Genomic DNA, 21,952 nt, shown 5'->3' with positions numbered 1-21,952 from the left:
TAATATGTGTGATGGAGTATCTGTCTATTTTTGTCGGAAGTTTAAATTTTTAAAAAATTAAAAAAGAAAACCCTTCCATGCTATGATAATTAAGAAGAAGATTCTCATGGGGGAGGAATCAACATGGTATTAGGGGATTTAAAACAAGCGTTTTCTCAAAAAAAGGGGTATTGCACAGAGAATGCAAATGAATTATTAGACTTTGCGAGACATTGGTATCTCGAAGGAAAAATATGCATATCAGATTATCGAACATTAATAAAAGAATTAGAAATAAACGGCGCAACAAAACCTACAACAATGACAGAAGCATAAAAATAACAAGAGGGTTCTCCCTCTTGTTATTTACATTGCTCAACTATATTTTGCAAAGTATACGAAACGGCTTGGTGTGTTTCAAAGAATCGTTTACCTTTACCTTTATTTACAAAGCATTGTAACACATTCGTTTGTAAATTATCGTATACTTGATCAATTTGCTGTACATGTATATACTTTGGCTTTTCTTCTTTAATCCACGTATAAGCTAATTCTTTCCACTTCTCTAATTCCTCATCTACCATATCTACAAACGGTTTCATATCCTTATAAAAATCGTATTCAATCAGTTCTCTTTTTTTTACATTCGCTTCATTATTATACTGCATGAGTTTTTCTGAAGACTGTATTAATGCTTCATTCTTCATTTCTTTCCCACCTTATTATGCACTCACTACGACGTTTTGAAATGTCTTTACCCAATTCCCTTTTTCTTCGTGATGCACTAATTTATTTTCCATATGTTCAATATGCATTTCTGTTATTTCTATCTTATTGCATATTTTTTCACTCGCATCCTTTAATGCATGATTCATTCTAATCCCTATATTCATTTCCAGCAAATCGAGAGAACTTAACATTTGATCCATTTTTTTCATTACATCTTCCTTCTGAACCATCGCCATATACAAAACGCCTCCTTCTTTGCTTTTCCTTTGTCATGTAATTTCGCCGAATGATTCACCACTCCTGCCCACATGACAAAACTAGTTGTTATTCGTCAAAGAAATCATTTCGTATGTCATTTATAGAAATGGTAACAATACAAAAAGGAGGTGTATTACAATGGCAAAGAACAAAAATGAAAAAAAGAAAAACCAAAACAAACAACAAAATAAACCTGAGACTGGCAATCCAAAGCTAGATGGTCCAAACTTCCCTGCTACATAAAGCGAGACTTTATTACGAACAGGTAAATTTCAAATCATCCTTAATCTCCTACTAGCATTACGTTTTGAAATTAAAGTTGTAGCACGCATAGCAGGATTGTTTCAAATTAAGAAGTCCCGTCTTCAAAATGGAAGACGGGACTTCTTTTTTATTATATCATGAACTCATCCATCCTTTTAGCAAAACGATTTACGATAGATAGCCTATAGATTTGTTCTCTCTTTCTTCTATACCATTCTGTTATATTAACTTCCTCTTTAGGTTCTTCAAGTACAAATAGCACATTCATTTTCATATTTGCACAAAACCAATCTCTCATTTTTATTTCTTCATGTAAAATAACAGGATAAATATCTCTAAGTGTTGGCGTATAAGACTTTCGAGTTTCCTGTGCGTAAACTTCATAATCTTCTCTAGACCCAGTATGTGTAGTTTGCAATGCAAACTTATAAAACGAACCATTATAAATTGGATGAAACAATAACCATGCTAATTTTTTTCCTAGTTCTATACGCTGTTGTAACGTTTCAAATTGATAAACCGAAAATCCATACATCCTCCCTTCAATTGTTGGGAAGATAACTGCACTAATATGAAATCTTTCTTGTACTTTAAAAAGTGCAGTATGGAATACATGTTTTTTAAAATATGTGTTCTCAATGACTGGTTTTTGAATTTTATTTTGTTCATTTATAATAAGCGCTGTCATAAGCCTATTCATATCTCTTCTTTCCCAGAAAAGTAACCATTCTTTTTCCATAAAAATTGATACGCTGAAATATTGCAACAAATGAAAGAGAGGTGCCCGTCTCTTCTTACTTTCCTCATACAATAATAGCTGAGGAAATGCATCTAAGAAAATAATCCAATTAGCTTGTTCGTACAGAAGAAATAAATGTTTTTTTACCGTTTCAGGTAATACAGTGGCATAATATCTCCCTTCTAAATCAGTCATATTCCATCCCGCATTTCTCGAAACCATACTCGCTAAAAAGGCCCACCTGATTTCACTATTTCTTAAATAATATTCTTGATAAGATTGTGTCCGAGAAATATTGTCCACATTAGCTATTTCTGTTTTCTTTTTAATATTGCGAATGATCGCTTTTTCTTTCTCTGTACAAAAATTTTTTTCTCGATTTTGTTTAATTTTCATATAATCATTCCATGTAAACATAAATAAGTCATCATACCTTTCATCAAAAAGGTCACATCTTTTTTCATTTTTTGATATAATCACCTTTGTAAGTAATTCTTAGCAAGTTGGGAGTGGACACACTATGACCATTCGTTACCCAAATGGAAAAAGGTATAATCAAGCTTCACAACCTCAAAAAACACCTATAAAAACACATACTTATAGTAATAGAGGTATGTCCCTTGAAGAGGAATTGAATGAAACAAATCAATATTACTTAACCCATAATATTGCATGTGTACATAAAAAGCCTACACCTCTTCAAATTGTAAAAGTAGATTACCCCGCTCGAAGTGCTGCAGTGGTAAAAGAAGCGTATTTTAAACAACCTTCTACGACAGATTACAACGGTGTATACAAAGGGAAATACATCGATTTTGAAGCAAAGGAAACAAAAAATAAAACTAGTTTCCCACTTCAAAACTTCCACCTTCATCAAATAGAACATATGAAGCAAGTGGTTGCTCATAATGGAATTGCATTTGTCATTATTAAATTTACACTTTTTGATGAATTTTATTTATTAGATGCAAAACATATTATTGCATTTTGGAATCGTCAAAATACAGGTGGACGCAAGTCGATTACGAAAGAAGAAATAGAAGAGCATGGATCCTTATTATCATGCGGTTATCACCCTCGGATTGACTATATCCGTGTACTAGACACGGTTTATTTTTCGTGATAGAGTCATCACTAAGGCTCTTTTTTCGACTTTTGGGGGAGAGAATGAAAGGTAGGAGAAAGTATAATGTCAGATAATTATCGTTCTCGTACAGAACGAAATCATGTAAAAAATCAAGAGAAAAAAACAAATAAAGAAGAAAAACCAAAGAAAAAAGGCTCCTTTTTCAAGAAATTCCTTATAGGTTGTCTACTTCTTGGTATCGTTGGTCTTGTAGCCGGCGTTTCCGCTTTCTTTGTTATGGTAAAGGACGCTCCAAAATTAGATAAATCCAAACTTGTTAATCCTTTATCAACAAAGTTTCTTGATAAAAACGGAAATTTCTTCTATGAATACGGTGCTGAAAAACGAACGCATGTTACTTATGATCAAATTCCAAAAGTAGTTGAAAATGCATTCCTTGCAACTGAGGATTCGCGTTTCTATGATCATAATGGAATTGACTTTAAACGAACTACAAAAGCAGTTATGGAAAATGTCACTGGTGGTTTCGGTTCTCAAGGTGGTAGTACGATTACACAGCAAGTCGTTAAGAACTATTTTCTAACGATGGATAAAACCGCTAAGAGAAAAGTACAAGAATGGTACTTATCTTATAAATTAGAGCAACAATACTCTAAACATGAGATTTTAGAAATGTACTTAAATAAGATTAATTTAGGTAACCGTTCATATGGTATTGCGACAGCAGCGCAAAAATATTATGGTAAAGATTTAAAAGACTTGCAATTACATGAAGCTGCTATGCTCGCTGGTTTACCCCAAGGTCCAAACATTTATGATCCAACAAAAAAGGAAAATGTTGAACGAGCAACAAATCGTCGTAATGTCGTATTATCATTAATGAATCGACATGGTTATATAACAAAAGAAGAAATGAATAACGCCGTTAAGATTCCAGTAACTGAGGGCCTTCAACCGTCTTCAGAAGTAACTGAGATGAAGTATCAAGCATTTTTAGATGCGGTTGTAAAAGAAGTTGAAAAAGAATATCCTGATGTAAATATCGGTTCAGATGGTTTAACGATTCATACAACACTTGATCAAGATGCTCAAGATTACGCCGACAAAATTATGGATGGCAATCTTATTAAGTATCCGGACGATCAATTCCAAGGGTCATTCGTATTTATGGATACACAGTCTGGAGAAGTTCGAGCAATTGGTGCTGGACGTAAAGAAAGTAAGTCTACTTTCAAAGGTCATAATATGGCAACTGATTTAAAACGCCAAGTTGGTTCAACAATGAAACCAATTTTCGACTACGGTCCGGCAATTGAAAATTTACAATGGTCTACATACCATCAATTAAACGACTCAGAGTATACGTATTCCAATGGTAAGAAAATACAAAATGCAACAAAGAGTTACAAAGGTGACGTTTCACTACGTGAAGCTTTGAAAAAGTCATTAAACATTCCAGCTTTAAAGACAGCACAAACAGTTGGTCTTAATAAGTCAAAAGAATTTGCTGAAGGTTTAGGCATGACCTTTAAAGAAGGAAAAGTCTACGAATCAACAGCAATCGGTAGTAACGATAGTTCTCCATTAGAAGTAGCAGGTGCATATGCAACCTTTGGTAATAGTGGTAACTATAATAAACCACACTTCGTAAAAGAAGTAACCTTCCCGGACGGGAAAAAGAAAAGCTTTAAACCGAAAGAACATCGCGCAATGCAAGACTATACAGCTTATATGGTTACTGACGTTCTTCGTGACGTAGTAAAACCTGGTTCTGGTGGTACAGGTCCAACAGCATACGTTTCAGGTGTTGACGTAGCAGGTAAAACAGGAACACAAAACTTTGATGAATCAGTTCTTCAAAAATATGACATCCCAGCTGATGCAAACAGAGATAGCTGGTTTGCTGGATATACGCCACAATACACAATGGCTGTTTGGACCGGTTACGAAAAAGATGGTCCAAAAAATTATGTTAGCGATCGCTCCACTAGAATTGCACAGCAAATGTTCCAAGTAATGATGAGCAAATTCGCTACAGATAAATCACGCTTTGAACGTCCTTCTTCTGTACAAGAAATAAACGGAGAACTATACGTAAAAGGTGCGAAAAAAGATGCAATTAAAGAAATTAAAGTAGATGCTCCTAGTGGTCTGAATGTCACTTTTGATGGCGCTAGCACAGTTACACTAAACTGGTCTGGACCAGCAGAAGTTGATGCATATGCAGCCAGCTATAAAGCAACTGACGGTTCAAGTGGTAGCCTATCAATAAGTGGTACGACAGCTACTCTTGGTGGTATTAAACCAGGTGTTACTTACAGCTTCTCTGTAGTAGCGAAAAAAGGCACTGGAACAAGCCCAGCAGTTGGTGCATCCTTCACTGCGCCTGGCGGAACTCCAGATGCGAAAAAAGCTGAAGAAGATGCTAAGAAAAAGGCCGATGAAGAAGCTAAGAAAAAAGCTGATGAGGAAGCCCAGAAAAAGGCTAATGAAGATAAAGTAAAACAAGACGAAGCTAAGAAAAAAGCTGATGAAGAGGCTAAGAAACAACAAGAACAGCAACAAGAACAACAACGTAAACAGCAAGAAGAAGCTCAAAAGAAAGCTGATGAGGAAGCTAGAAGAAAAGCTGAAGAAGAAGCTAAGAAAAAAGCTGAAGAAGAAGCTAAGAAGAAAGCTGAAGAAGAGGCCAAGAAAAAAGCTGAAGAAGAAGCTAAGAAACAACAAGAACAGCAACATCAAAATACCGGAGGAGATACACCTCACGCAGACGGTACTGTTATTACAACAGAGTCCTAATAAACAAAAAAGAAGTCCGTTTCTCTTAACGAGAAGCGGACTTCTTTTTTGTTATCATTTTCTTTACATATAGCTTTTCTATTTCGATATACAACTGCGCTAATTGAATATAAGAATGATAATTACTCGGTTTCTTTATTATGAATGAATATCTTTCCATAAAATTAACAGGTTGCACTTTTAATTTATTCGTATTTATTTGCATTTCATTCAAACTATGAACAGGTTGCTCATTTAGCCAATAGACAACCGATAACAAGTGAGCTGCAAAAAGAATCATTGGCCCCTCAGCCTCTTGCTTATTTCTATTTCGAAACAGTATAGCAATGTCTTCATGCTTATTTTTCCATACATTCAACATCGCTGGAATACTGTTTTCAATTTCCTTCCATGGCTCATACTGTCTTTCAATATCAAATATAAAGTAAGTATTTTGTATTATTTCTTCAAAAGACTCGTCTGTATGATACTCAATTGAATTTACGCTTTCTTTAAAAAATGGTAAGCAGTGAAATTCTTTCGGTATTTCTATAACTCGCTCCATCCCTTATTTCACCTTCATTCGCTTCTTTCCTTCACGACATACTTCTAACAGTCTGCACTCCTCACATTGCGGTCGTTGTGCTTTACAATGATAACGTCCAAAGAAAATCATACGATGATGCGTGACCCCCCACTCATCCATCGGTACTTTCTTCATTAACGTTTTTTCTACTTCTAACACAGAATCTTTCCATCTACAAATCGCTAATCGTTTACTCACTCGCTCCACATGTGTATCAACAGCAATTGCAGGAATCCCAAACGCTACGGAAACTACAACATTCGCTGTTTTCCTTCCTACACCGGGTAATTTCGTAAGTTCATCTCGATCGCTCGGTACCTCCCCATTATAGTCATCTAATAACATTCGGCATAATTTTTGAATGTTTTTTGCTTTATTTCTATACAATCCGATAGAGCGTATATCTTGTTGTAATTCTTCTAGAGAAACACTTAAATAATCTTCTGGTGTTTTATATTTTTGAAATAAATTTCTTGTCACTTTATTTACAAGTACATCTGTACATTGTGCAGATAACGCCACCGCGATTACAAGTTCAAATGGATTATCATGAACCAATTCACAATGCGCTTCTGGATACATATCCGCCATTGTGTCTAAACAATAACGGATTTGCGTTTTGTTAAGCATATTTCTCCTCCTATATTACTGCTCCAACCAATTATAAAAAGGCACTTTTCCAGTAAATTTCGTCTCTTGTTTTGTCATTTGTTGTGCTCTTTGTTGATTCGCTCTAAATTTTTGACCTTGATTTTGAGCCTGATCTACCGTTTTAATTCCATTCTTTTTCCACTCAAATAAAATACGATCAATATATCGGAAATTTAGTTTCCCACTCATTACAGCTTCTCTAAGAGCTGCTTGAATTAAATTTGGATGATGTTGATCTTGGTCCTCCCACATTCCTAACGTTTCACATTCGAACGGCGAAAGTGGTCTTCCAAATTCTTTTTCAAATACTGTATATAAATTTACTTGCAGCTGTTTTTTTTCTTTTTGCTCTTCCTCTATTGATTCATCCATTAAGAAATGTAATATTTTTTCCCATAACGGTTGTAAAGAATAACTTTCGCACATCATCGCTTCTGATCTTTGTCCACCTTCTAGTGATAAAAAACCTTTTTGAATCAACGCTTGAATTACTTCCATACATTTCATTTCCGTTATCGTCATCCGTTCAGAAATCTCTGAAGGAGTCGGAAACGAATTACCTGATTCTAAAAATGTGTGTACATGAAGTACAACCATAAATTCCGTCTCATTTAAACCTAATTTTTTATAATGCATCATAAGCAATTTTGGAATTGCAATGCTTCCCTGCTCAAACCACTGTAGCATCATTTTCTTTTTCATCACCAAACACCTCGCTCTCTAGTATAACACACCTTTAGCTATTTCTTTTTGCCACAATTCGTCAAAAAAACCTCCCCATCAATAGGGAGGTTTTTTATATTACATGAATGAAATATAAAATTAAGCTTGCACTTTACTTTTCATAAATGTATGGATACGTTCTAATGCTTTCTCTACTTGTTCAAGAGATGTCGCATATGATAAACGAACATTATTTGGAGCACCAAATCCTGTACCTGGTACAAGAGCCACTTTTTCCTCTTCTAATAGAGCCTTTGCCCAATCATCAACTGTTGCATATCCTGATAAAGCTACAGCTTCTTTTACGTTAGGGAATAAGTAAAATGCACCTTGCGGTTTAATACAAGTAAAGCCAGGGATTTGAATTAATTTATCATAAATGATGTTTAATCTCTCTTCAAAGGCTTGACGCATTGTTTCCACAGGTTCTTGTGAGCCTGCATATGCCGCAATTGCGCCGTATTGAGCGATTGAAGTAGGGTTTGACGTACTATGACTCGCTAAGTTCGTCATCGCTTTAATAAGCTGCTTATTTCCTGCTGCATATCCAATACGCCATCCTGTCATAGAATGAGATTTAGATACACCATTAATAATAAGTGTTTGTTCTTTTAATGCATTAGAAAGCTGGGCAATTGAAGTATATTCTACGCCACCATAAATTAATTTTTCATAAATTTCATCAGAAACGATTAAAATATCATGTTCTAAACATACTTCTCCAAGCTGTTGTAATTCTTCTTTGCTATAAATCATTCCTGTTGGATTGCTCGGTGAATTAATAATAACTGCTTTCGTTTTCTCTGTAATTGCCTCACGCAGCTGCTTTGCTGTAATTTTGTACTCATTGTCTTCTAAACCTTCTACATAAACCGGCTTACCGCCAGCAAGCTTTACTTGCTCTGGATAGCTTACCCAGTAAGGAGTTGGAATGATAACTTCATCTCCCTCATCAAGTAATACTTGGAATAATGTATATAATGCATGCTTTGCGCCATTACATACAATAATTTCAGATGGATCATACGCAATACCTTGATCGCGAGTAAATTTCTTCACAATTTCTTGTTTTAACGATTGTAATCCACCTGTTGGTGTATACTTCGTATGCCCTTCTAACATCGCTTTATGTGCAGCATCCATAATATGCTCTGGTGTATTAAAGTCAGGTTCCCCTGCCCCTAATCCAATTACATCATGACCCTCTGCTTTTAATGCTTGTGCCTTTGCTGTAATTTCTAAAGTTGAAGACGGTGTTAAAGCAGCTACTCGCTTTGCTAATTTCATTTGTAGTTCCCCCTACATCTATTTTTCAATGCTATATCGTCTTAAAAATTTTCCATCTTTAAATTCAAGATAGTAATAACTATAACGATTGTCATCATCAATATATGTAACTTCCCATAGTGGTACATCATTTTCAAAGCCTAATTTCACTTTCATAATCTCTTTCGGCTTACTTTTTGATTCCTTACTTTCATTGCCGACTTGTTCTAATGTTCTTTGTATAGCCTCTTTTTCAGAAATACCTTCGCTCTTTTTCCTTACTACAGTATCCCCTTTTTTCTCCGGCACCCAAACGATAAGTTGTTCTCCCTTTTCATCTGTACCTTGCACGACTATATATGCAGATTTTCCGTTGTAATAATCAACAGATTTCACCTTTGTAAGCTTTGCTTTTTCTTTAGCAATTTCTACAAATTTCGACTCTTTTGGAATTTTCTTCCCCATTGCTTTATTATAAACATACGCCCCATATATTCCGCTAGCAACGATAACAATAATGATTGCAAAGATCCACTTTTTCATTGTATCACTACGTTCTGTAAATCGTAAATACAGCTGTTTCTTTATCTTTTTCGTCTAATGCTAGTCCGAACATGAGGTCCTGCTCTTTTAACGTACGATTCAAACTATCAACAATTTTATACAAATCAGACGAATATTTAATACGCGTCGTTGATAGTACTTCGATTTTCTTCTCCATGAAAAAACTCCTCCGTTACACAAAAATTTCTAATTATAGAAGAACGCAATGCGGTTACAATAAGAGTACATTCTTTACAACCCCTGCTTCATCACCCATCTATTATAGCAGGACATGTACAGCAAAAAAAGGTTTCAAGTCGAAAACCAACACATTTTGTATACAAGAAGTAAGAAAAATAAAATTCCTCCTACCCACATTTTTTACGCCTGAAGTTTATAAGTACTTCAGGCGTATTTTTCTTCCATTTTTATTCATTTGATGGTTCTTCTAATTGTACTAATAATTCTTCTAATGGTCCTTCATAAAGAGGTACGTTAGGGATCGATTGTAGAAATCGTTTTCCATAGGAAGAACTTGTCAAACGACGATCTAACACTACTACCGTTCCTGTATCTGTATTCGTTCGAATTAAGCGGCCGAATCCTTGTTTGAAACGTAATATTGCTTGTGGCAGCGCTAATTTAGCGAATACATCCTCACCTTGATTTTTTAGCCACTCACCTTTCGCTTCCATCATCGGCTGATGAGGCGGCGTAAATGGTAGACGGACAATAACAAGACAACTTAAGGCATCTCCTGGAATATCTATCCCTTCCCAGAAACTGCTCGTCCCTAATAAAATTGATTTGTCGAACTCTTGAAACTTTCGAATTAAACGGCTTCGACTTCTATTATTCACACTTTGTGTGAGTAATAAATAACCCTCTAATTCATCATTATTTTTTAAATTCGCATACGCTTCTTTTAACATTTCATACGAAGTGAATAAAACAAGCATTCTGCCCTTTGTGGCTTTCGCTATCTTTGCAATATGTTCCGATACAGATTCAATATATCGCTCATTACTTACTTGCTTAATAAAAGGTACATCCGTTGAAACCATTAATTTCATTTGTTCATCATAACGAAATGGCGATGGAACCTTTAAAGTATTTGGAGCGAAATCATGTAAACCAAGTTCCTCTTTTATATAATCAAACGTATCGTTAACTGTTAGTGTTGCGGATGTAAAAATAACACTCTTTTTTTCTGTTAAAAATTCATCAGCAAATCTTTCACCAATATGAACAGGCTGTGCATATAGAACTGTTGAATGAATCGTCCCTTTCGTTTCAGTCTCCATCCAAGTTACATACGAATTCTTTTCTAATACGAGTAACTGTAATGATTCTGCCATCTTTCTCAGCAACTCAATTAAATGCATAAATTCACCTGTTACAACATGCATCTCCCATTCTAACTTACTTTGCAATATATCCACTTGCTTCTCAAGAGCAGTTACTACCCTTCTTAATTCATATATAAAACGATTTGTTAATTCAACGATACTATCCCACAACTTACCTTTTTCTAGTTCTGCGTTATACCTATAGATGAGCGGCATATTATTCGTTCCTTGTTCTTGCTTTGTTTGTTTAAAAATAAAAGTACGTAACATTTGGAAGAGTTCATCCGCATCAAACTTAAGTTCCTTCAAACTATAACTTATCATACGGAAAGTTGAACGAGATGCTTGCTCTGATTTTTTCATCATTTTATATACTTTGGAGAGTACATCTTCTGTTTCTAGCGTCCCAAGACGAGATATAACCAATTGAAAATACATACAAGAGAACTGTTCACCCAATGTTCTACTCGCAGCTTCTTCAATATGGTGAGCTTCATCAAAAATAATATGTTCGCATGAAGCAAACAGCGGTTCTTCACTTGAAAAATCTTGAAATAATAACGCATGATTTGTGATAACGATATCTGCAAATAAAGCTTTATTCTTCGCTCGCTGGTAAAAACAACGACTAAACCAATTACTTTGCATACCGCCTGGACTATACGCATCACTACAAATACGATTCCAAAGTAACTTTCCGCCCTCAGGAATATTTAATTCGTCTTGATCACCCGTTTCAGTTTGCAATAGCCAAACTAAAATCTTCGCCTTCGTAAGTGCCATATCATAATTTTTTTCTTCCTCTTGTAAAGCATACTCAAATTTGTGTAAGCAAAGATAATGCTTTCTTCCTTTAAGAAGAGCTACCTCAAATGAAAATGGCATTATTTTTTGTAATAACGGTATTTCTTTTTCTAATATTTGTTGTTGGAGTTGTACCGTTTGTGTACTTATAATGACAGGTTCTTCTTTTCTCTTTGCAAAATAAAGACTAGGAAGCAAATATGCAAGAGTCTTTCCTGTTCCTGTACCGGCTTCAATTAGTGAAAAACGAGAATCTCTTAACGCCGTATATATCTCTTTCATCATCAGTTGTTGACTTTCTCTTCTTTCAAACTTTGGCATATGTGATTCCAATTTATCCATCGTTTTATTCAAGAAAGCATCAAACTTTGATGAACACGTTTCTCCAAGGTTTAAGGAATAGTTCCGCTTTTTCAGCGCAATATTTCGATGTATTTCATACTCCGCTATATCTTCTTTACCATTCATTACTTTCTTTAAAATATTTTCAGAAAGCACATCAGCTATATCACTTTGGAACACATCGCTTAATTCATAAAGCGATTGCAACGTGACAAGTGGTAACTTTTCAATTTCATTTAAAAATTGTAAAAATAATTCCGCTGTTGCAAGAGCATCACTATCCGCACGATGTGGTTGATCATGTTCTAGTTCATGCTTCTTAGCTAAATCACGTAATTTATAACTATCAGCTGTCGGCAAAAGAATTTGAGCCAATTCAACCGTGTCGATTTTAGGACAATGTATTTCTGTATATCCAGCCTGTCTTAATTCTTCATTTAAAAAATTCCAATCAAAGTGAACATTATGCGCAACGAAAGCCGCACCTTGTAATAGCTCAACAATCATCGGGGCTACATCTTGAAATAACGGGGCTTGTTTTACAAGACTTTCATCAATCCCTGTTAATTCTGTAATAAATGGTGGGATCTCTCTCTTTGGGTTAACAAAAGACGAAAAAATCTCCAATATCTCTCCATCTTCTACTACAACAGCTGCAATTTGGGTAATTTTATCCTTCCCATCTTTCCAGGAGTTCCCTGTCGTCTCTAAATCAACAACGACATAACGCTTACTCATATATGTAACACCTCAATTTCTTACCTTTCAAACAACAATAATTTATATAATGTTACTATACCACGTTTTATCTCATCTTAATGAAAAGATGCACAAAAAAGCTATCTCCGCAATGGAGATAGCCTTTCTACTTATAATATCGTACCCGCTTTTTCAGCACCTAACATTTCAATAATTTGATTATTATCGTCTAGTACTGCAATTTTGGGTTCTTGTTTATGAACCTCTTCTTCCGTAACTAGCCCATAACAAATAATAATTACTTTGTCCCCTGGTTGTACAAGCCTTGCCGCAGCACCGTTTAAACAAACAACACCACTACCGCGTTCCCCTTTAATGACGTATGTCTCTAAACGAGCACCATTATTATTATTTACAATTTGGACTTTTTCGTTTTCTACAATATTTACTGCATCCATTAAATCTTCATCAATTGTAATACTACCTACATAATTTAAATTTGCCTCCGTTACAGTTGCACGATGTAACTTTGCTCTCATCATTGTGCGAAACATAGGTGCTCCCCCTTATTTAACCGTTAATGTTATATTGTCAATTAATCTTACATTTTCAAACTTAACTGCAATAGCTAAAATGATTCGTCCTTCGACTTTCTCTACCATTGTTAATGACGGATATACATATAAATCCGCATAATCTACAGTGCCTTTCGTATGCGTCTCAATATACTCTTTCACAAGATTTGTAATGATTTCCGGATTACGTTCACCTACCTCAATTCTTTCTTTCGCTATACATAGGCTGCGGTATAAATGAAGAGCCTCTTCACGTTCATCTTGTGATAGGTACACGTTACGAGAACTTTTCGCTAATCCATCTTCTTCCCTTACAATATCAACTGGTACGATTGTAACCGGAATATTGAAATCAGTTACAAATCCTTCAATTACTGCAACTTGTTGAGCATCTTTCATACCGAAATAAGCACGCGTTGGCAGCGTAATATTAAATAGTTTCATTAGTACAGTTGCAACACCAGCAAAATGACCGGGTCTTTGTTGACCGCATAATACGTTCGTGCGCTTCACAACTTCTACTGTTGTTGTTTGTTCTGCTGGATACATTTCTTCTACACTCGGATAAAATAAATAATCTACACCGTTTTCTTTTGCTACATTTTCATCTCTATTAATATCACGAGGATATCGATCTAAATCTTCATTTGGGCCAAATTGCAGCGGGTTTACAAATACACTTAAAACTACAATTTCATTTTCTTCTCTTGCCTTACGTAATAAGGTAGCATGCCCTTCATGTAAATAACCCATCGTTGGAACAAAACCAATACTCTTTCCACTTGCACGAAGTTCGTTTGTAATTTGCTGCATCTCTTGCACTGTAGTTACGATTTTCATTATTGTTTTCCTCCGTATAACGCTAAGCATTCTTCCTCTTTCATTGTGAACGAATGTTTTTCTTCAGGAAATTGCCTTGTCTTTACTTCAGTAACATATTGTGAAATCCCACGCACAATCTCCTCTTGAACAGATGTATATTGCTTCACAAATTTCGGCACACGATTCACGCCGTATGAGATAAGATCATGATAAACAAGCACTTGCCCATCTACTTTTTGTCCTGCACCAATCCCAATTGTCGGTATTGTTAGTTGCTCTGAAATAAGTTCTGCTAACTGCATTGGTACACATTCTAACACAAGCGCTATTGCACCAGCTTCTTCACATTTCTTTGCATCTTCTATTAATTTCTTTGCACTCTCCGCATCTTTTCCTTGCACTTTATACCCACCCAACACTCCTACAGATTGAGGGGTTAAACCTAAATGCGCTACAACAGGAATTCCTGCGTTCGTCAAATATTGAATCGTTGATATAACTTCTCCAGCACCTTCTACCTTCAGTGCATGCGCCCCGCTCTCTTGAACGATGCGGCGTGCATTCACCATCGTTTCTTGTAATGATACGTGATACGACATAAATGGCATATCAGTTACAATAAACGTCTCTTTCGCTCCGCGGCGTACAGCTTTCGTATGATGAATCATATCCTCTACTGTTACAGGTACTGTTGAATCGTATCCGAGTACAACCATTCCAAGAGAATCTCCAACTAAAATCATATCAACTTCAGCTTCTTCTGCTAATTTAGCAGATGGATAATCATACGCCGTTAGCATTGTAATCGGCTCACCTTGCTCTTTCATCTTCAAAAAATCTGTTTTTGTTTTCAAAAACTACTCCTCCTTTATGCAGGAGAGAGGAGATGGCCGCAATCATATAAAAAACCCCTCTGGCCATAAAAGGGCAGAAGGGTTGTGTGTTAGTCGGCATTATTCATCCCTCTGTCCCAGTCCGTTATTGGATCAAGGCAGAATCCAAGTTATTATTTTTCGTATTACTTCGAATCATGGTGCAGTTCGCTCTGATACTGCCCACATTCGAACTAATTATAGCAAACTACAAAAGGGAATTACTACATTTTTTTGAAAAAATAATTTTTTATTCTTATTACGGTATATGAAATTTAATAAGAGAGTATATATGCTAGAAAGTGAAACTTTAATCAGCCCGATCCCCACCTAACTTCTTTGCTTCCGCTGAATTTTGAGGTGGAGGTCTTATTGCCCAGTAAATAGCGGGATAAAGTTTTTATAGATAATTCAATCCTGAAAAGATACATGTTTTTTCAACGAATGTTAAAAAATTCCAAGTTAATTTCTTCTGTAATCAATTTAACTGTATAGTATAACTCTTAAACTAATGATGCAGGTTAATTGAGGAAAAGTACTTAACAAAGGAGAATTGCAGATGTCTATGAACAGGTGGTTATTTCGATTCAGCAGTTTGCTTGTAATGATTGTATGGTGGATGTCTTTAGGATCCTTTCATGTATTTGCCTCAGTTAATGTCGTAACACAACCCACCGATGTAACGAACGTGATTGAGGTTGAACTAAATGATGATTACTTTAATCCAAATGTCATCACGATTCCGCTTGAAGGATCAACAACATTACTATTGAAAAATAAAGGTAAAAACGAGCACACCTTTACAGTGAAAAAACTCGGCATTGACGTCGTAGTTGAGTCAGGAAAAGAAAAGAATATTACCGTGAAACCTAAAAATACTGGTACATATGAATTAATTTGTCGATACCATCTCCTTAAAGGAATGGAAGGCAAAGTAATCGTCAAATAACACGCCAGGCCAACTAGACGGAAGATATCTTGAAATGAACTTTAAATATGAAAAGGATTTATTATCATATTACAAATTTAACTCAAAAATATTGAAATAAAAAGAAGTTCCAAAAGAGGAACTTCTTTTACTTAATTTCGATATCTGCAGAATGAATATGATGTACTTTCCCCTCATGATCCTCCAGAAGTAATACACCATCCTCTGTGATTCCTTTTGCTAACCCCGTAATCGTCTCTCTCATCGTTCGAGCGGTAATTTCTTTCCCGATGCTCACAGCGTAACTTTCCCAAAGAATTTTAATGACAGAGAAACCATTTTGTAAATACTCTTCATATAATTTTTCTAGTTGTAAATAGATTTGTTGCATAAGTTCTGCACGAACAATCGGCTTACCTGATTCAATCGCTAATGAAGTAGCAATGTGCTGAATTTCTTCATCAAAATGTTCTTGCTTTTGATTCGCATTAATACCGATGCCCATAATGACAGCATTAATTTTATCAGGATCCGCTTGCATTTCTGTTAATATACCTACAGCCTTTTTACCTTGAATTAAAATGTCATTTGGCCATTTTATTCCCACGTCTACACCTGTACATTTTTCAATTGCCTGTGCAACACTAACAGCCGCTAACAAAGTAAGTTGCGGTGCATGATGAACTGGAATCGATGGGCGTAAAATAATACTCATCCAAATTCCTGTTCCTTTTGGTGAATGCCATTTTCTGCTTAAACGACCTCTTCCCGCTGTTTGTTCTTCTGCTACAACGATAGTTCCTTCTTCTGCACCTTCATAAGCAAGTTTTGCTGCAATGTGCTGCGTTGATTCAACAGTTTCTTCAAAATACACTGTTCTACCAATTCGCTTCGTTTGTAGCCCTAACTGAATTTCATTAGCAGTCACTTTGTCTGGCTTACTTGCAATTCGGTAACCTAATCGGCGCACAGCTTCAAGTTCATATCCCTCACTCCGGAGATCTTCCATATGTTTCCATACAGCAGTTCTTGAACAACCAAGTTTATCACTAATCGTTTGGCCGGATACAAACTCGCCATCCGCTTCAGAAAAAACTTGTAATAACTGCTTTCTTATAGTAGATTGCATCCTTGCAGCCACTCCCTTATACGCTCTTTCTCATTAACTACGTTTCCTTTTACAATTGCTTCCTCGATTTTCTGAAGCATGTCAGCAACCCACGGACCAGGCTTTTTGTTTGCCCAGTTTAATAAATCATTACCAGTCACATTCATTTCTTGACGCCCCTGGATTGGCAATGCATGAAACATTGATTGTACTCGTTTAACAGATGTAGGATCATAGCTTTCAATCATCGCTTCATATACTCTCTCTGCCATTTCAGCGATATAAATTCCCGTTTTATAAAGAAGGACTGTATCCCAATCCTTCTCCTTTCTAGTACGGATTGCCAATAAAACTGCAACAATATCTTTTATTTTTTTATTCGAAAACTTCCATTGACGTAAAAAGACAGATGGATGTTCTTCTCCGATACAATATAAGAAAAATGCCCACGCCTCAATATCCGTTTCGAAAGAATCCCATTTATACTGCGTAGCTTTTAACAGTCTCTCTTCTGACATTTGTAAATATGGCAAATGAGAAAATAGCTTCGTCTCTACTAATTCTTTGAGACCTTTCACACAATATGTACCAGTTAACAATTTCTCAAACTCTACTGTAATGCGCTCAATTGCTATATGTTCTAGCAAATGTCCATACGTTTCAATCGCTTGCTTCGTTTTCGTTTCTAATGAAAAACCTAACGCGCTTACAAACCGAATACCACGCATCATTCGCAGGGCATCTTCTTGAAAACGATCCGCAGCATTTCCAACTGTCACAATTTCTCTCTGTTGAATGGCTTCCTGTCCAGCAAATAAATCAACCATTTCGCCTTCTTCTGTCATAGCAATTGCATTCATCGTGAAATCACGACGTTTTAAATCCTCTTCTAATGAACGAACAAATTGAACACTACTAGGTCTTCGAAAATCTTCATATTCGCTTTCTGTTCGAAAAGTAGTTACCTCATAAGGCTCACCATTTTCTAAAACAATTACAGTTCCATGCTCAAGACCAACAGGAACATTTCTTGGGAATATAGCCATCACTTCTTCTGGTAAAGCAGATGTCGCAATATCAATATCTCCAATCGGCCTATCGATAATAAGATCTCGTACGCTCCCACCAACAAAGTAAGCCTCATGTCCTTGTTGTTTTAATGTCTCAATAATAGAACTAGCTTTTTTAAATCTTTCCATTTTTGTCATCCCTTAGTACGTCATAGTAAATCGTTTCATATTGTGAAACAATTTTTTCTGAGCGAAATTGCTCATAAACACTTTCTCTTGCTCGTTCTCCCATATTACGGTGAAGTTCCTCGTCCTTTAATAGCTGAGTAGCTTGATTTGCCACTCCTGTTGTATCGCCAACTTCACATAAATATCCTGTTTCCCCGTGTTGAATAACCTCTGGAATACCTCCAACCCGTGTTCCGATACAAGGTACACCACACGCCATTGCTTCTAATAAAACAAGACCAAAACTTTCCTTCTCTGATAGAAGCAACATTAAATCACTCATCGCAAGTAGTTCTGCAACATTATCTTGCTTCCCTAGGAATAAAACACGATCTTCAATATGTAAATTCTTCACTATCTGTAAAATCGTACAGAATTCTGGTCCGTCTCCAACAAGAAGCAACTTCGCATCTACTTCTTTAACAATTTTAGCAAATGCCTCAACAACATCCTGCACACGTTTCACTTTACGGAAATTCGAAATATGAATAAGTACTTTTTCACTCTCACTTATACCGTATTCTTTCTTTAATTGAGACATATTACGTTTGAAATATACACGTTCGTCTATAAAGTTATATACCGTTTGAATTTCTTTACTTGGTTTTACAAGCTCATGCGTTTCGTTAATTAATGAGTGCGAGACAGCAGTAACAACATCCGATTGCTCAATACCAAAACGAATTAAATTATTTAACGAAGGGTCGGAACCTAACACAGTAATATCTGTTCCATGCAAGGTTGTAACAATTTTAATACGCTCTCCGATCATTTGTTTTGCTAAATATGCACAAATTGCATGTGGTATTGCGTAATGCACATGTAAAATGTCTAAGTTTTCTCTTTGTGCAACCTCTGCCATTTTACTTGCTAACGCTAAATCGTATGGTGGATATTGAAATACAGAGTACTGGCTTACCGTCACTTCATGAAAATATATGTTTGGATATACTTTATTTAACCGGAATGGTAAACCCGATGTAATAAAGTGAATTTCATGCCCGCGTTCCGCCAATTGCTTTCCTAATTCTGTTCCAACAACTCCAGAACCACCTACAGAAGGATAACATGTAATACCTATTTTTAATTTCATTTACATCCCCCTAATAAATCAGCATGTAATAAAACCGGTTTCTTACTCATAAATCCCTCGGCATACAAGACTCCAACTTCTTTTCCAAACATCTTCTCACGAGCAATCACAGTTTCAACGTATCCTTCTGTTAACGGTGTCTTAACACCATCACTTCCTGTTGAAAATTGACTTTCATATGCTTCTAATGCTTCCACCTTTATAGAGAGGTACTCACTTATATCTATACAAAAATTCGGTTTATGAAAACCATTAATCATATAATTATAAAAAGACTCCACACGATGTGGTGAAAGTTCCGGCATATATTTACGGATTCCTGCTGAAAAAATAGCCTCTTCCACAAGCTTTGCACAATTTGCATGATCTGGATGACGATCTTCATAGTATGGCGCAAAAACTAGTTTTGGTTTATATGTACGGATCACCTTGACAATTTCACGTATATACTCTTCTTTCATATACAAACCACGGTCTGGCATCGCTAAATTCAGCCTCGTTTTTACTCCCATTATACGAGCTGCGACCTCTGCTTCTTCTTTTCTCAACTCTATCGTTCCATTGGAAGAAAGATCAGCTTCTGTTAAATCACAAATACCTACTTCATACCCTTGCTTTGTATATTTAGCGATGGTACCAGCCATGCCGATTTCAACATCATCGGCATGAGCACCAAACGCTAATATATGTAATCCACTCATAATTGTTCCCCTCATTTTCTTAACTTACGATAATCTAAATCTCCTCGCTCTAATGCGTGCATCAACATTTCAGCACTTGCCATATTCGTTGCAAGTGGAATCGCATATACATCACATAAACGAAGCAATGCATTCACATCCGGTTCATGCGGCTGTGCTGTTAATGGATCGCGGAAGAAAATCACCATATCTAAATCGTTTTTTGCAATCATTGCACCAATTTCTTGATCTCCACCAAGAGGGCCAGATTGATATCTTGTTACAACTAATCCAGTCGCTTCCATAATACGAAGCCCTGTCGTTCCTGTTGCAAATAATTCATGTTGCTCAAAAATTGGTTTATATGCGTATGCAAACGAAACCATATCATTTTTCTTTTTGTCATGTGCGATTAAGGCAATTTTCATCCGTTGTCTCCCCTTTAGTCGATAATATTTTCTAAACCGTACACAAGATGATCAAGGTTCATTACTGTCTCAATTGATAGTTTTACACCTGACATAAATGATGCACGATTGAATGAATCATGACGAACTGTTAACATTTGTCCATCTCCACCGAACATTACTTCTTGGTGTGCAATAAGCCCTGGCAAACGTACACTATGAATGTGAATACCGTCTACATTTGCACCACGTGCACCTGCTAGTTGCTCTACTTCATTTGGATGACCTTGCTGCTTTGATTCACGATTTTGACGAATTAATTCTACCGTTTTTACAGCTGTACCAGACGGTGCATCTAATTTTTGATCATGATGTAATTCAATTACCTCAACATCTTGGAAATATTTCGCTGCCATTTGTGAGAATTTCATCATAAGAACTGCACCAATTGCAAAGTTTGGAGCAATAATTGTTCCTACTGCTTTTTCTTTTGCATTCTCTGTTAAATGTGCCAATTCTTCTTCTGTAAATCCAGTTGTACCAATAACAGAACGAAGTCCACGCTCAACTGCAAGTGTAACGTGTTGTTTCCCAACTTCTGGTGTTGTTAAATCTAACAACACATCTGCTTCTACTTCATCTAAACAAGTATGTAAATCAGCGTAAATCGGTGCATGTAATGCTGGCATGCCAGGTAAATCAGAAATCTTCTCACCACCATGCTTATAATCCACTGCTGCTACTAAATTAAAATGTTCCGTTCTTTCCATAAGAAGGACTGCTTCATGTCCCATACGTCCTCTTGGTCCGGCGATAATTACTTTAATTTCTTTCATTATTCTTTCTCTCCCTCATCAATACGTGTCCAGCGATCTTTATCACGTGTATTAAATTTATTCATTACAATGTTATGTGCTGTCTCTAAATCAATATTTAAACTATTTGCCATACAAATCATAACAAATAATACATCTCCAAGCTCTTCTTCAATACTTCTTTCTTTTTCAGTTGTTTTCTTCGGTTTCTCACCATAATAATGATTTACCTCTCTCGCAAGCTCTCCCATTTCTTCCGTTAAACGAGCCATCATTGCAAGCGGACTGAAATAACCTTCTTTAAACTGACCAATATATGCATCTACTTCTTTCTGCATATCTTTCATCGTTTTTGCTTCCATACTATTCACCTCTAATCCTTCCTCTTTCATGTTAGCCAATTCATCGCGATTTGACAAATATTATTCCCCGCCAAACACCTATTTGCGACCCTTTTTTGGATAGACTATAATAAAGTGAAACTTTCTTTTGCGCTTTTTGCAAAAGATTAGCCCATACTAATCGAGTTCTTACTATTTTCACTAGCAACTAGAAATTACTTATTATTATGTTTTACCGTTTCAGCGGAGCAATGTAATCATTACATAATTAGGGGG

At 36.0% G+C, this 21,952-nt stretch carries 25 protein-coding genes; 5 read left to right on the top strand and 20 right to left on the bottom strand.

Annotated features, from left to right (window positions below; genetic code table 11):
- Window positions 1–123 precede the first annotated feature (123 nt).
- The gene (locus tag ACUXVC_RS07875; RefSeq protein ID WP_000242652.1) at window positions 124–315 is read left to right on the top strand and encodes a YppF family protein; all 192 of its coding nucleotides are present in this window, start codon (window positions 124–126) and stop codon (window positions 313–315) included.
- Between the two features lie 26 nt (window positions 316–341).
- Here ACUXVC_RS07875 and ACUXVC_RS07870 read toward each other — a convergent pair whose 3' ends face one another.
- Both ACUXVC_RS07870 and ACUXVC_RS07865 read right to left on the bottom strand, forming a co-directional pair.
- Window positions 342–686 (bottom strand): YppE family protein, encoded by a 345-nt coding sequence (locus tag ACUXVC_RS07870; protein ID WP_000786937.1) that lies wholly within the window; start codon window positions 684–686, stop codon window positions 342–344.
- A 15-nt stretch (window positions 687–701) separates the two neighbouring features.
- Entirely contained in the window at window positions 702–944 is a 243-nt protein-coding gene (locus ACUXVC_RS07865) for a hypothetical protein (RefSeq protein ID WP_001252036.1), read from the bottom strand.
- A gap of 85 nt (window positions 945–1,029) precedes the next feature.
- Between ACUXVC_RS07865 and ACUXVC_RS07860 the strand changes: the two genes are divergently transcribed.
- Window positions 1,030–1,209, top strand: a complete 180-nt coding sequence (locus ACUXVC_RS07860) for a hypothetical protein (RefSeq protein ID WP_001987054.1) — start codon at window positions 1,030–1,032, stop codon at window positions 1,207–1,209.
- Between the two features lie 151 nt (window positions 1,210–1,360).
- Here ACUXVC_RS07860 and ACUXVC_RS07855 read toward each other — a convergent pair whose 3' ends face one another.
- Entirely contained in the window at window positions 1,361–2,386 is a 1,026-nt protein-coding gene (locus ACUXVC_RS07855) for a DUF2515 domain-containing protein (protein WP_089170712.1), read from the bottom strand.
- 103 nt (window positions 2,387–2,489) lie between these two features.
- On the opposite strand from ACUXVC_RS07855, the gene recU reads away from it, so the two are divergent.
- Together recU and ACUXVC_RS07845 are read left to right on the top strand one after the other, a co-directional pair.
- Window positions 2,490–3,092, top strand: a complete 603-nt coding sequence (gene recU / locus ACUXVC_RS07850; protein WP_000155599.1) for a Holliday junction resolvase RecU — start codon at window positions 2,490–2,492, stop codon at window positions 3,090–3,092.
- 66 nt (window positions 3,093–3,158) lie between these two features.
- The gene (locus ACUXVC_RS07845) at window positions 3,159–5,855 is read left to right on the top strand and encodes a PBP1A family penicillin-binding protein (RefSeq protein ID WP_053564880.1); all 2,697 of its coding nucleotides are present in this window, start codon (window positions 3,159–3,161) and stop codon (window positions 5,853–5,855) included.
- Between the two features lie 25 nt (window positions 5,856–5,880).
- Here ACUXVC_RS07845 and ACUXVC_RS07840 read toward each other — a convergent pair whose 3' ends face one another.
- The 10 genes from ACUXVC_RS07840 to panB all read right to left on the bottom strand — a co-directional run bounded on the left by ACUXVC_RS07840 (window position 5,881) and on the right by panB (window position 15,048).
- Window positions 5,881–6,399 carry a YpoC family protein gene (locus tag ACUXVC_RS07840; protein ID WP_029441862.1) on the bottom strand — a complete coding sequence of 173 codons (519 nt, stop codon included), beginning with the start codon at window positions 6,397–6,399 and terminating at the stop codon, window positions 5,881–5,883.
- A gap of 3 nt (window positions 6,400–6,402) precedes the next feature.
- Window positions 6,403–7,050, bottom strand: a complete 648-nt coding sequence (gene nth / locus ACUXVC_RS07835) for an endonuclease III (RefSeq protein WP_000933035.1) — start codon at window positions 7,048–7,050, stop codon at window positions 6,403–6,405.
- A gap of 15 nt (window positions 7,051–7,065) precedes the next feature.
- Window positions 7,066–7,773, bottom strand: a complete 708-nt coding sequence (gene dnaD, locus ACUXVC_RS07830) for a DNA replication protein DnaD (RefSeq protein ID WP_000728542.1) — start codon at window positions 7,771–7,773, stop codon at window positions 7,066–7,068.
- Between the two features lie 120 nt (window positions 7,774–7,893).
- Complete coding sequence (gene aspB, locus ACUXVC_RS07825) at window positions 7,894–9,081, bottom strand: aspartate transaminase AspB (protein WP_000761571.1); 1,188 nt, start codon at window positions 9,079–9,081, stop codon at window positions 7,894–7,896.
- A gap of 18 nt (window positions 9,082–9,099) precedes the next feature.
- Window positions 9,100–9,603 (bottom strand): cell wall elongation regulator TseB-like domain-containing protein, encoded by a 504-nt coding sequence (locus tag ACUXVC_RS07820; protein ID WP_000758740.1) that lies wholly within the window; start codon window positions 9,601–9,603, stop codon window positions 9,100–9,102.
- A 7-nt stretch (window positions 9,604–9,610) separates the two neighbouring features.
- Window positions 9,611–9,781, bottom strand: coding sequence for a YpmA family protein (locus ACUXVC_RS07815; RefSeq protein ID WP_000412179.1), 171 nt, complete (start codon window positions 9,779–9,781; stop codon window positions 9,611–9,613).
- A 250-nt stretch (window positions 9,782–10,031) separates the two neighbouring features.
- On the bottom strand, window positions 10,032–12,836 hold the full coding sequence (dinG, locus tag ACUXVC_RS07810; RefSeq protein WP_000044967.1) for an ATP-dependent DNA helicase DinG: 2,805 nt from the start codon (window positions 12,834–12,836) through the stop codon (window positions 10,032–10,034).
- Between the two features lie 131 nt (window positions 12,837–12,967).
- A complete protein-coding gene (gene panD, locus ACUXVC_RS07805) occupies window positions 12,968–13,351 on the bottom strand; it encodes an aspartate 1-decarboxylase (RefSeq protein WP_000490186.1) in 384 nt (127 codons plus the stop codon).
- 12 nt (window positions 13,352–13,363) lie between these two features.
- Complete coding sequence (gene panC / locus ACUXVC_RS07800) at window positions 13,364–14,212, bottom strand: pantoate--beta-alanine ligase (protein WP_098975843.1); 849 nt, start codon at window positions 14,210–14,212, stop codon at window positions 13,364–13,366.
- Window positions 14,212–15,048, bottom strand: coding sequence for a 3-methyl-2-oxobutanoate hydroxymethyltransferase (gene panB, locus ACUXVC_RS07795; protein ID WP_000851108.1), 837 nt, complete (start codon window positions 15,046–15,048; stop codon window positions 14,212–14,214). Before panB ends, panC begins: the two co-directional genes overlap by 1 nt.
- Window positions 15,049–15,625: 577 nt before the next feature.
- Here panB and ACUXVC_RS07790 point away from each other — a divergent pair.
- Window positions 15,626–16,015: a cupredoxin domain-containing protein gene (locus tag ACUXVC_RS07790; RefSeq protein ID WP_000062382.1), complete on the top strand. Its 390-nt coding sequence runs from the start codon at window positions 15,626–15,628 to the stop codon at window positions 16,013–16,015.
- Between the two features lie 127 nt (window positions 16,016–16,142).
- Here ACUXVC_RS07790 and ACUXVC_RS07785 read toward each other — a convergent pair whose 3' ends face one another.
- From ACUXVC_RS07785 to ACUXVC_RS07755, 7 genes are read right to left on the bottom strand one after another with little or no spacing between them, the layout of a single operon-like run.
- Window positions 16,143–17,123 (bottom strand): biotin--[acetyl-CoA-carboxylase] ligase, encoded by a 981-nt coding sequence (locus ACUXVC_RS07785; RefSeq protein WP_001192056.1) that lies wholly within the window; start codon window positions 17,121–17,123, stop codon window positions 16,143–16,145.
- Entirely contained in the window at window positions 17,108–18,301 is a 1,194-nt protein-coding gene (locus ACUXVC_RS07780; RefSeq protein ID WP_000439311.1) for a CCA tRNA nucleotidyltransferase, read from the bottom strand. The genes ACUXVC_RS07785 and ACUXVC_RS07780 overlap by 16 nt, the downstream gene beginning before the upstream one ends.
- Complete coding sequence (bshA, locus tag ACUXVC_RS07775; protein WP_000768317.1) at window positions 18,288–19,433, bottom strand: N-acetyl-alpha-D-glucosaminyl L-malate synthase BshA; 1,146 nt, start codon at window positions 19,431–19,433, stop codon at window positions 18,288–18,290. The genes ACUXVC_RS07780 and bshA overlap by 14 nt, the downstream gene beginning before the upstream one ends.
- Window positions 19,430–20,134, bottom strand: coding sequence for a bacillithiol biosynthesis deacetylase BshB1 (gene bshB1, locus ACUXVC_RS07770; protein ID WP_000015660.1), 705 nt, complete (start codon window positions 20,132–20,134; stop codon window positions 19,430–19,432). The genes bshA and bshB1 overlap by 4 nt, the downstream gene beginning before the upstream one ends.
- An 11-nt stretch (window positions 20,135–20,145) precedes the next feature.
- Window positions 20,146–20,541 (bottom strand): methylglyoxal synthase, encoded by a 396-nt coding sequence (gene mgsA / locus ACUXVC_RS07765; RefSeq protein ID WP_000684765.1) that lies wholly within the window; start codon window positions 20,539–20,541, stop codon window positions 20,146–20,148.
- A 14-nt stretch (window positions 20,542–20,555) separates the two neighbouring features.
- A complete protein-coding gene (gene dapB, locus ACUXVC_RS07760) occupies window positions 20,556–21,356 on the bottom strand; it encodes a dihydrodipicolinate reductase (protein ID WP_000658808.1) in 801 nt (266 codons plus the stop codon).
- The gene (locus ACUXVC_RS07755; protein ID WP_002108639.1) at window positions 21,356–21,697 is read right to left on the bottom strand and encodes a nucleotide pyrophosphohydrolase; all 342 of its coding nucleotides are present in this window, start codon (window positions 21,695–21,697) and stop codon (window positions 21,356–21,358) included. The genes dapB and ACUXVC_RS07755 overlap by 1 nt, the downstream gene beginning before the upstream one ends.
- Window positions 21,698–21,952 lie beyond the last annotated feature (255 nt).

This window comes from Bacillus sp. N6 (assembly GCF_052805735.1).
The sequence above is the reverse complement of the archived record's forward strand: the minus strand, read 5'-3'. Positions and strand labels throughout refer to the sequence as shown.

Coding starts and splice junctions, on each gene's coding strand:
- ACUXVC_RS07875 (WP_000242652.1), top strand. CDS start 124: ATGGTATTAGGGGATTTAAAACAAGCGTTTTCTCAAAAAAAGGGGTAT.
- ACUXVC_RS07870 (WP_000786937.1), bottom strand. CDS start 686: ATGAAGAATGAAGCATTAATACAGTCTTCAGAAAAACTCATGCAGTAT.
- ACUXVC_RS07865 (WP_001252036.1), bottom strand. CDS start 944: ATGGCGATGGTTCAGAAGGAAGATGTAATGAAAAAAATGGATCAAATG.
- ACUXVC_RS07855 (WP_089170712.1), bottom strand. CDS start 2,386: ATGTTTACATGGAATGATTATATGAAAATTAAACAAAATCGAGAAAAA.
- recU (WP_000155599.1), top strand. CDS start 2,490: ATGACCATTCGTTACCCAAATGGAAAAAGGTATAATCAAGCTTCACAA.
- ACUXVC_RS07845 (WP_053564880.1), top strand. CDS start 3,159: ATGTCAGATAATTATCGTTCTCGTACAGAACGAAATCATGTAAAAAAT.
- ACUXVC_RS07840 (WP_029441862.1), bottom strand. CDS start 6,399: ATGGAGCGAGTTATAGAAATACCGAAAGAATTTCACTGCTTACCATTT.
- nth (WP_000933035.1), bottom strand. CDS start 7,050: ATGCTTAACAAAACGCAAATCCGTTATTGTTTAGACACAATGGCGGAT.
- dnaD (WP_000728542.1), bottom strand. CDS start 7,773: ATGAAAAAGAAAATGATGCTACAGTGGTTTGAGCAGGGAAGCATTGCA.
- aspB (WP_000761571.1), bottom strand. CDS start 9,081: ATGAAATTAGCAAAGCGAGTAGCTGCTTTAACACCGTCTTCAACTTTA.
- ACUXVC_RS07820 (WP_000758740.1), bottom strand. CDS start 9,603: ATGAAAAAGTGGATCTTTGCAATCATTATTGTTATCGTTGCTAGCGGA.
- ACUXVC_RS07815 (WP_000412179.1), bottom strand. CDS start 9,781: ATGGAGAAGAAAATCGAAGTACTATCAACGACGCGTATTAAATATTCG.
- dinG (WP_000044967.1), bottom strand. CDS start 12,836: ATGAGTAAGCGTTATGTCGTTGTTGATTTAGAGACGACAGGGAACTCC.
- panD (WP_000490186.1), bottom strand. CDS start 13,351: ATGTTTCGCACAATGATGAGAGCAAAGTTACATCGTGCAACTGTAACG.
- panC (WP_098975843.1), bottom strand. CDS start 14,212: ATGAAAATCGTAACTACAGTGCAAGAGATGCAGCAAATTACAAACGAA.
- ACUXVC_RS07790 (WP_000062382.1), top strand. CDS start 15,626: ATGTCTATGAACAGGTGGTTATTTCGATTCAGCAGTTTGCTTGTAATG.
- ACUXVC_RS07785 (WP_001192056.1), bottom strand. CDS start 17,123: ATGCAATCTACTATAAGAAAGCAGTTATTACAAGTTTTTTCTGAAGCG.
- ACUXVC_RS07780 (WP_000439311.1), bottom strand. CDS start 18,301: ATGGAAAGATTTAAAAAAGCTAGTTCTATTATTGAGACATTAAAACAA.
- bshA (WP_000768317.1), bottom strand. CDS start 19,433: ATGAAATTAAAAATAGGTATTACATGTTATCCTTCTGTAGGTGGTTCT.
- bshB1 (WP_000015660.1), bottom strand. CDS start 20,134: ATGAGTGGATTACATATATTAGCGTTTGGTGCTCATGCCGATGATGTT.
- mgsA (WP_000684765.1), bottom strand. CDS start 20,541: ATGAAAATTGCCTTAATCGCACATGACAAAAAGAAAAATGATATGGTT.
- dapB (WP_000658808.1), bottom strand. CDS start 21,356: ATGAAAGAAATTAAAGTAATTATCGCCGGACCAAGAGGACGTATGGGA.
- ACUXVC_RS07755 (WP_002108639.1), bottom strand. CDS start 21,697: ATGGAAGCAAAAACGATGAAAGATATGCAGAAAGAAGTAGATGCATAT.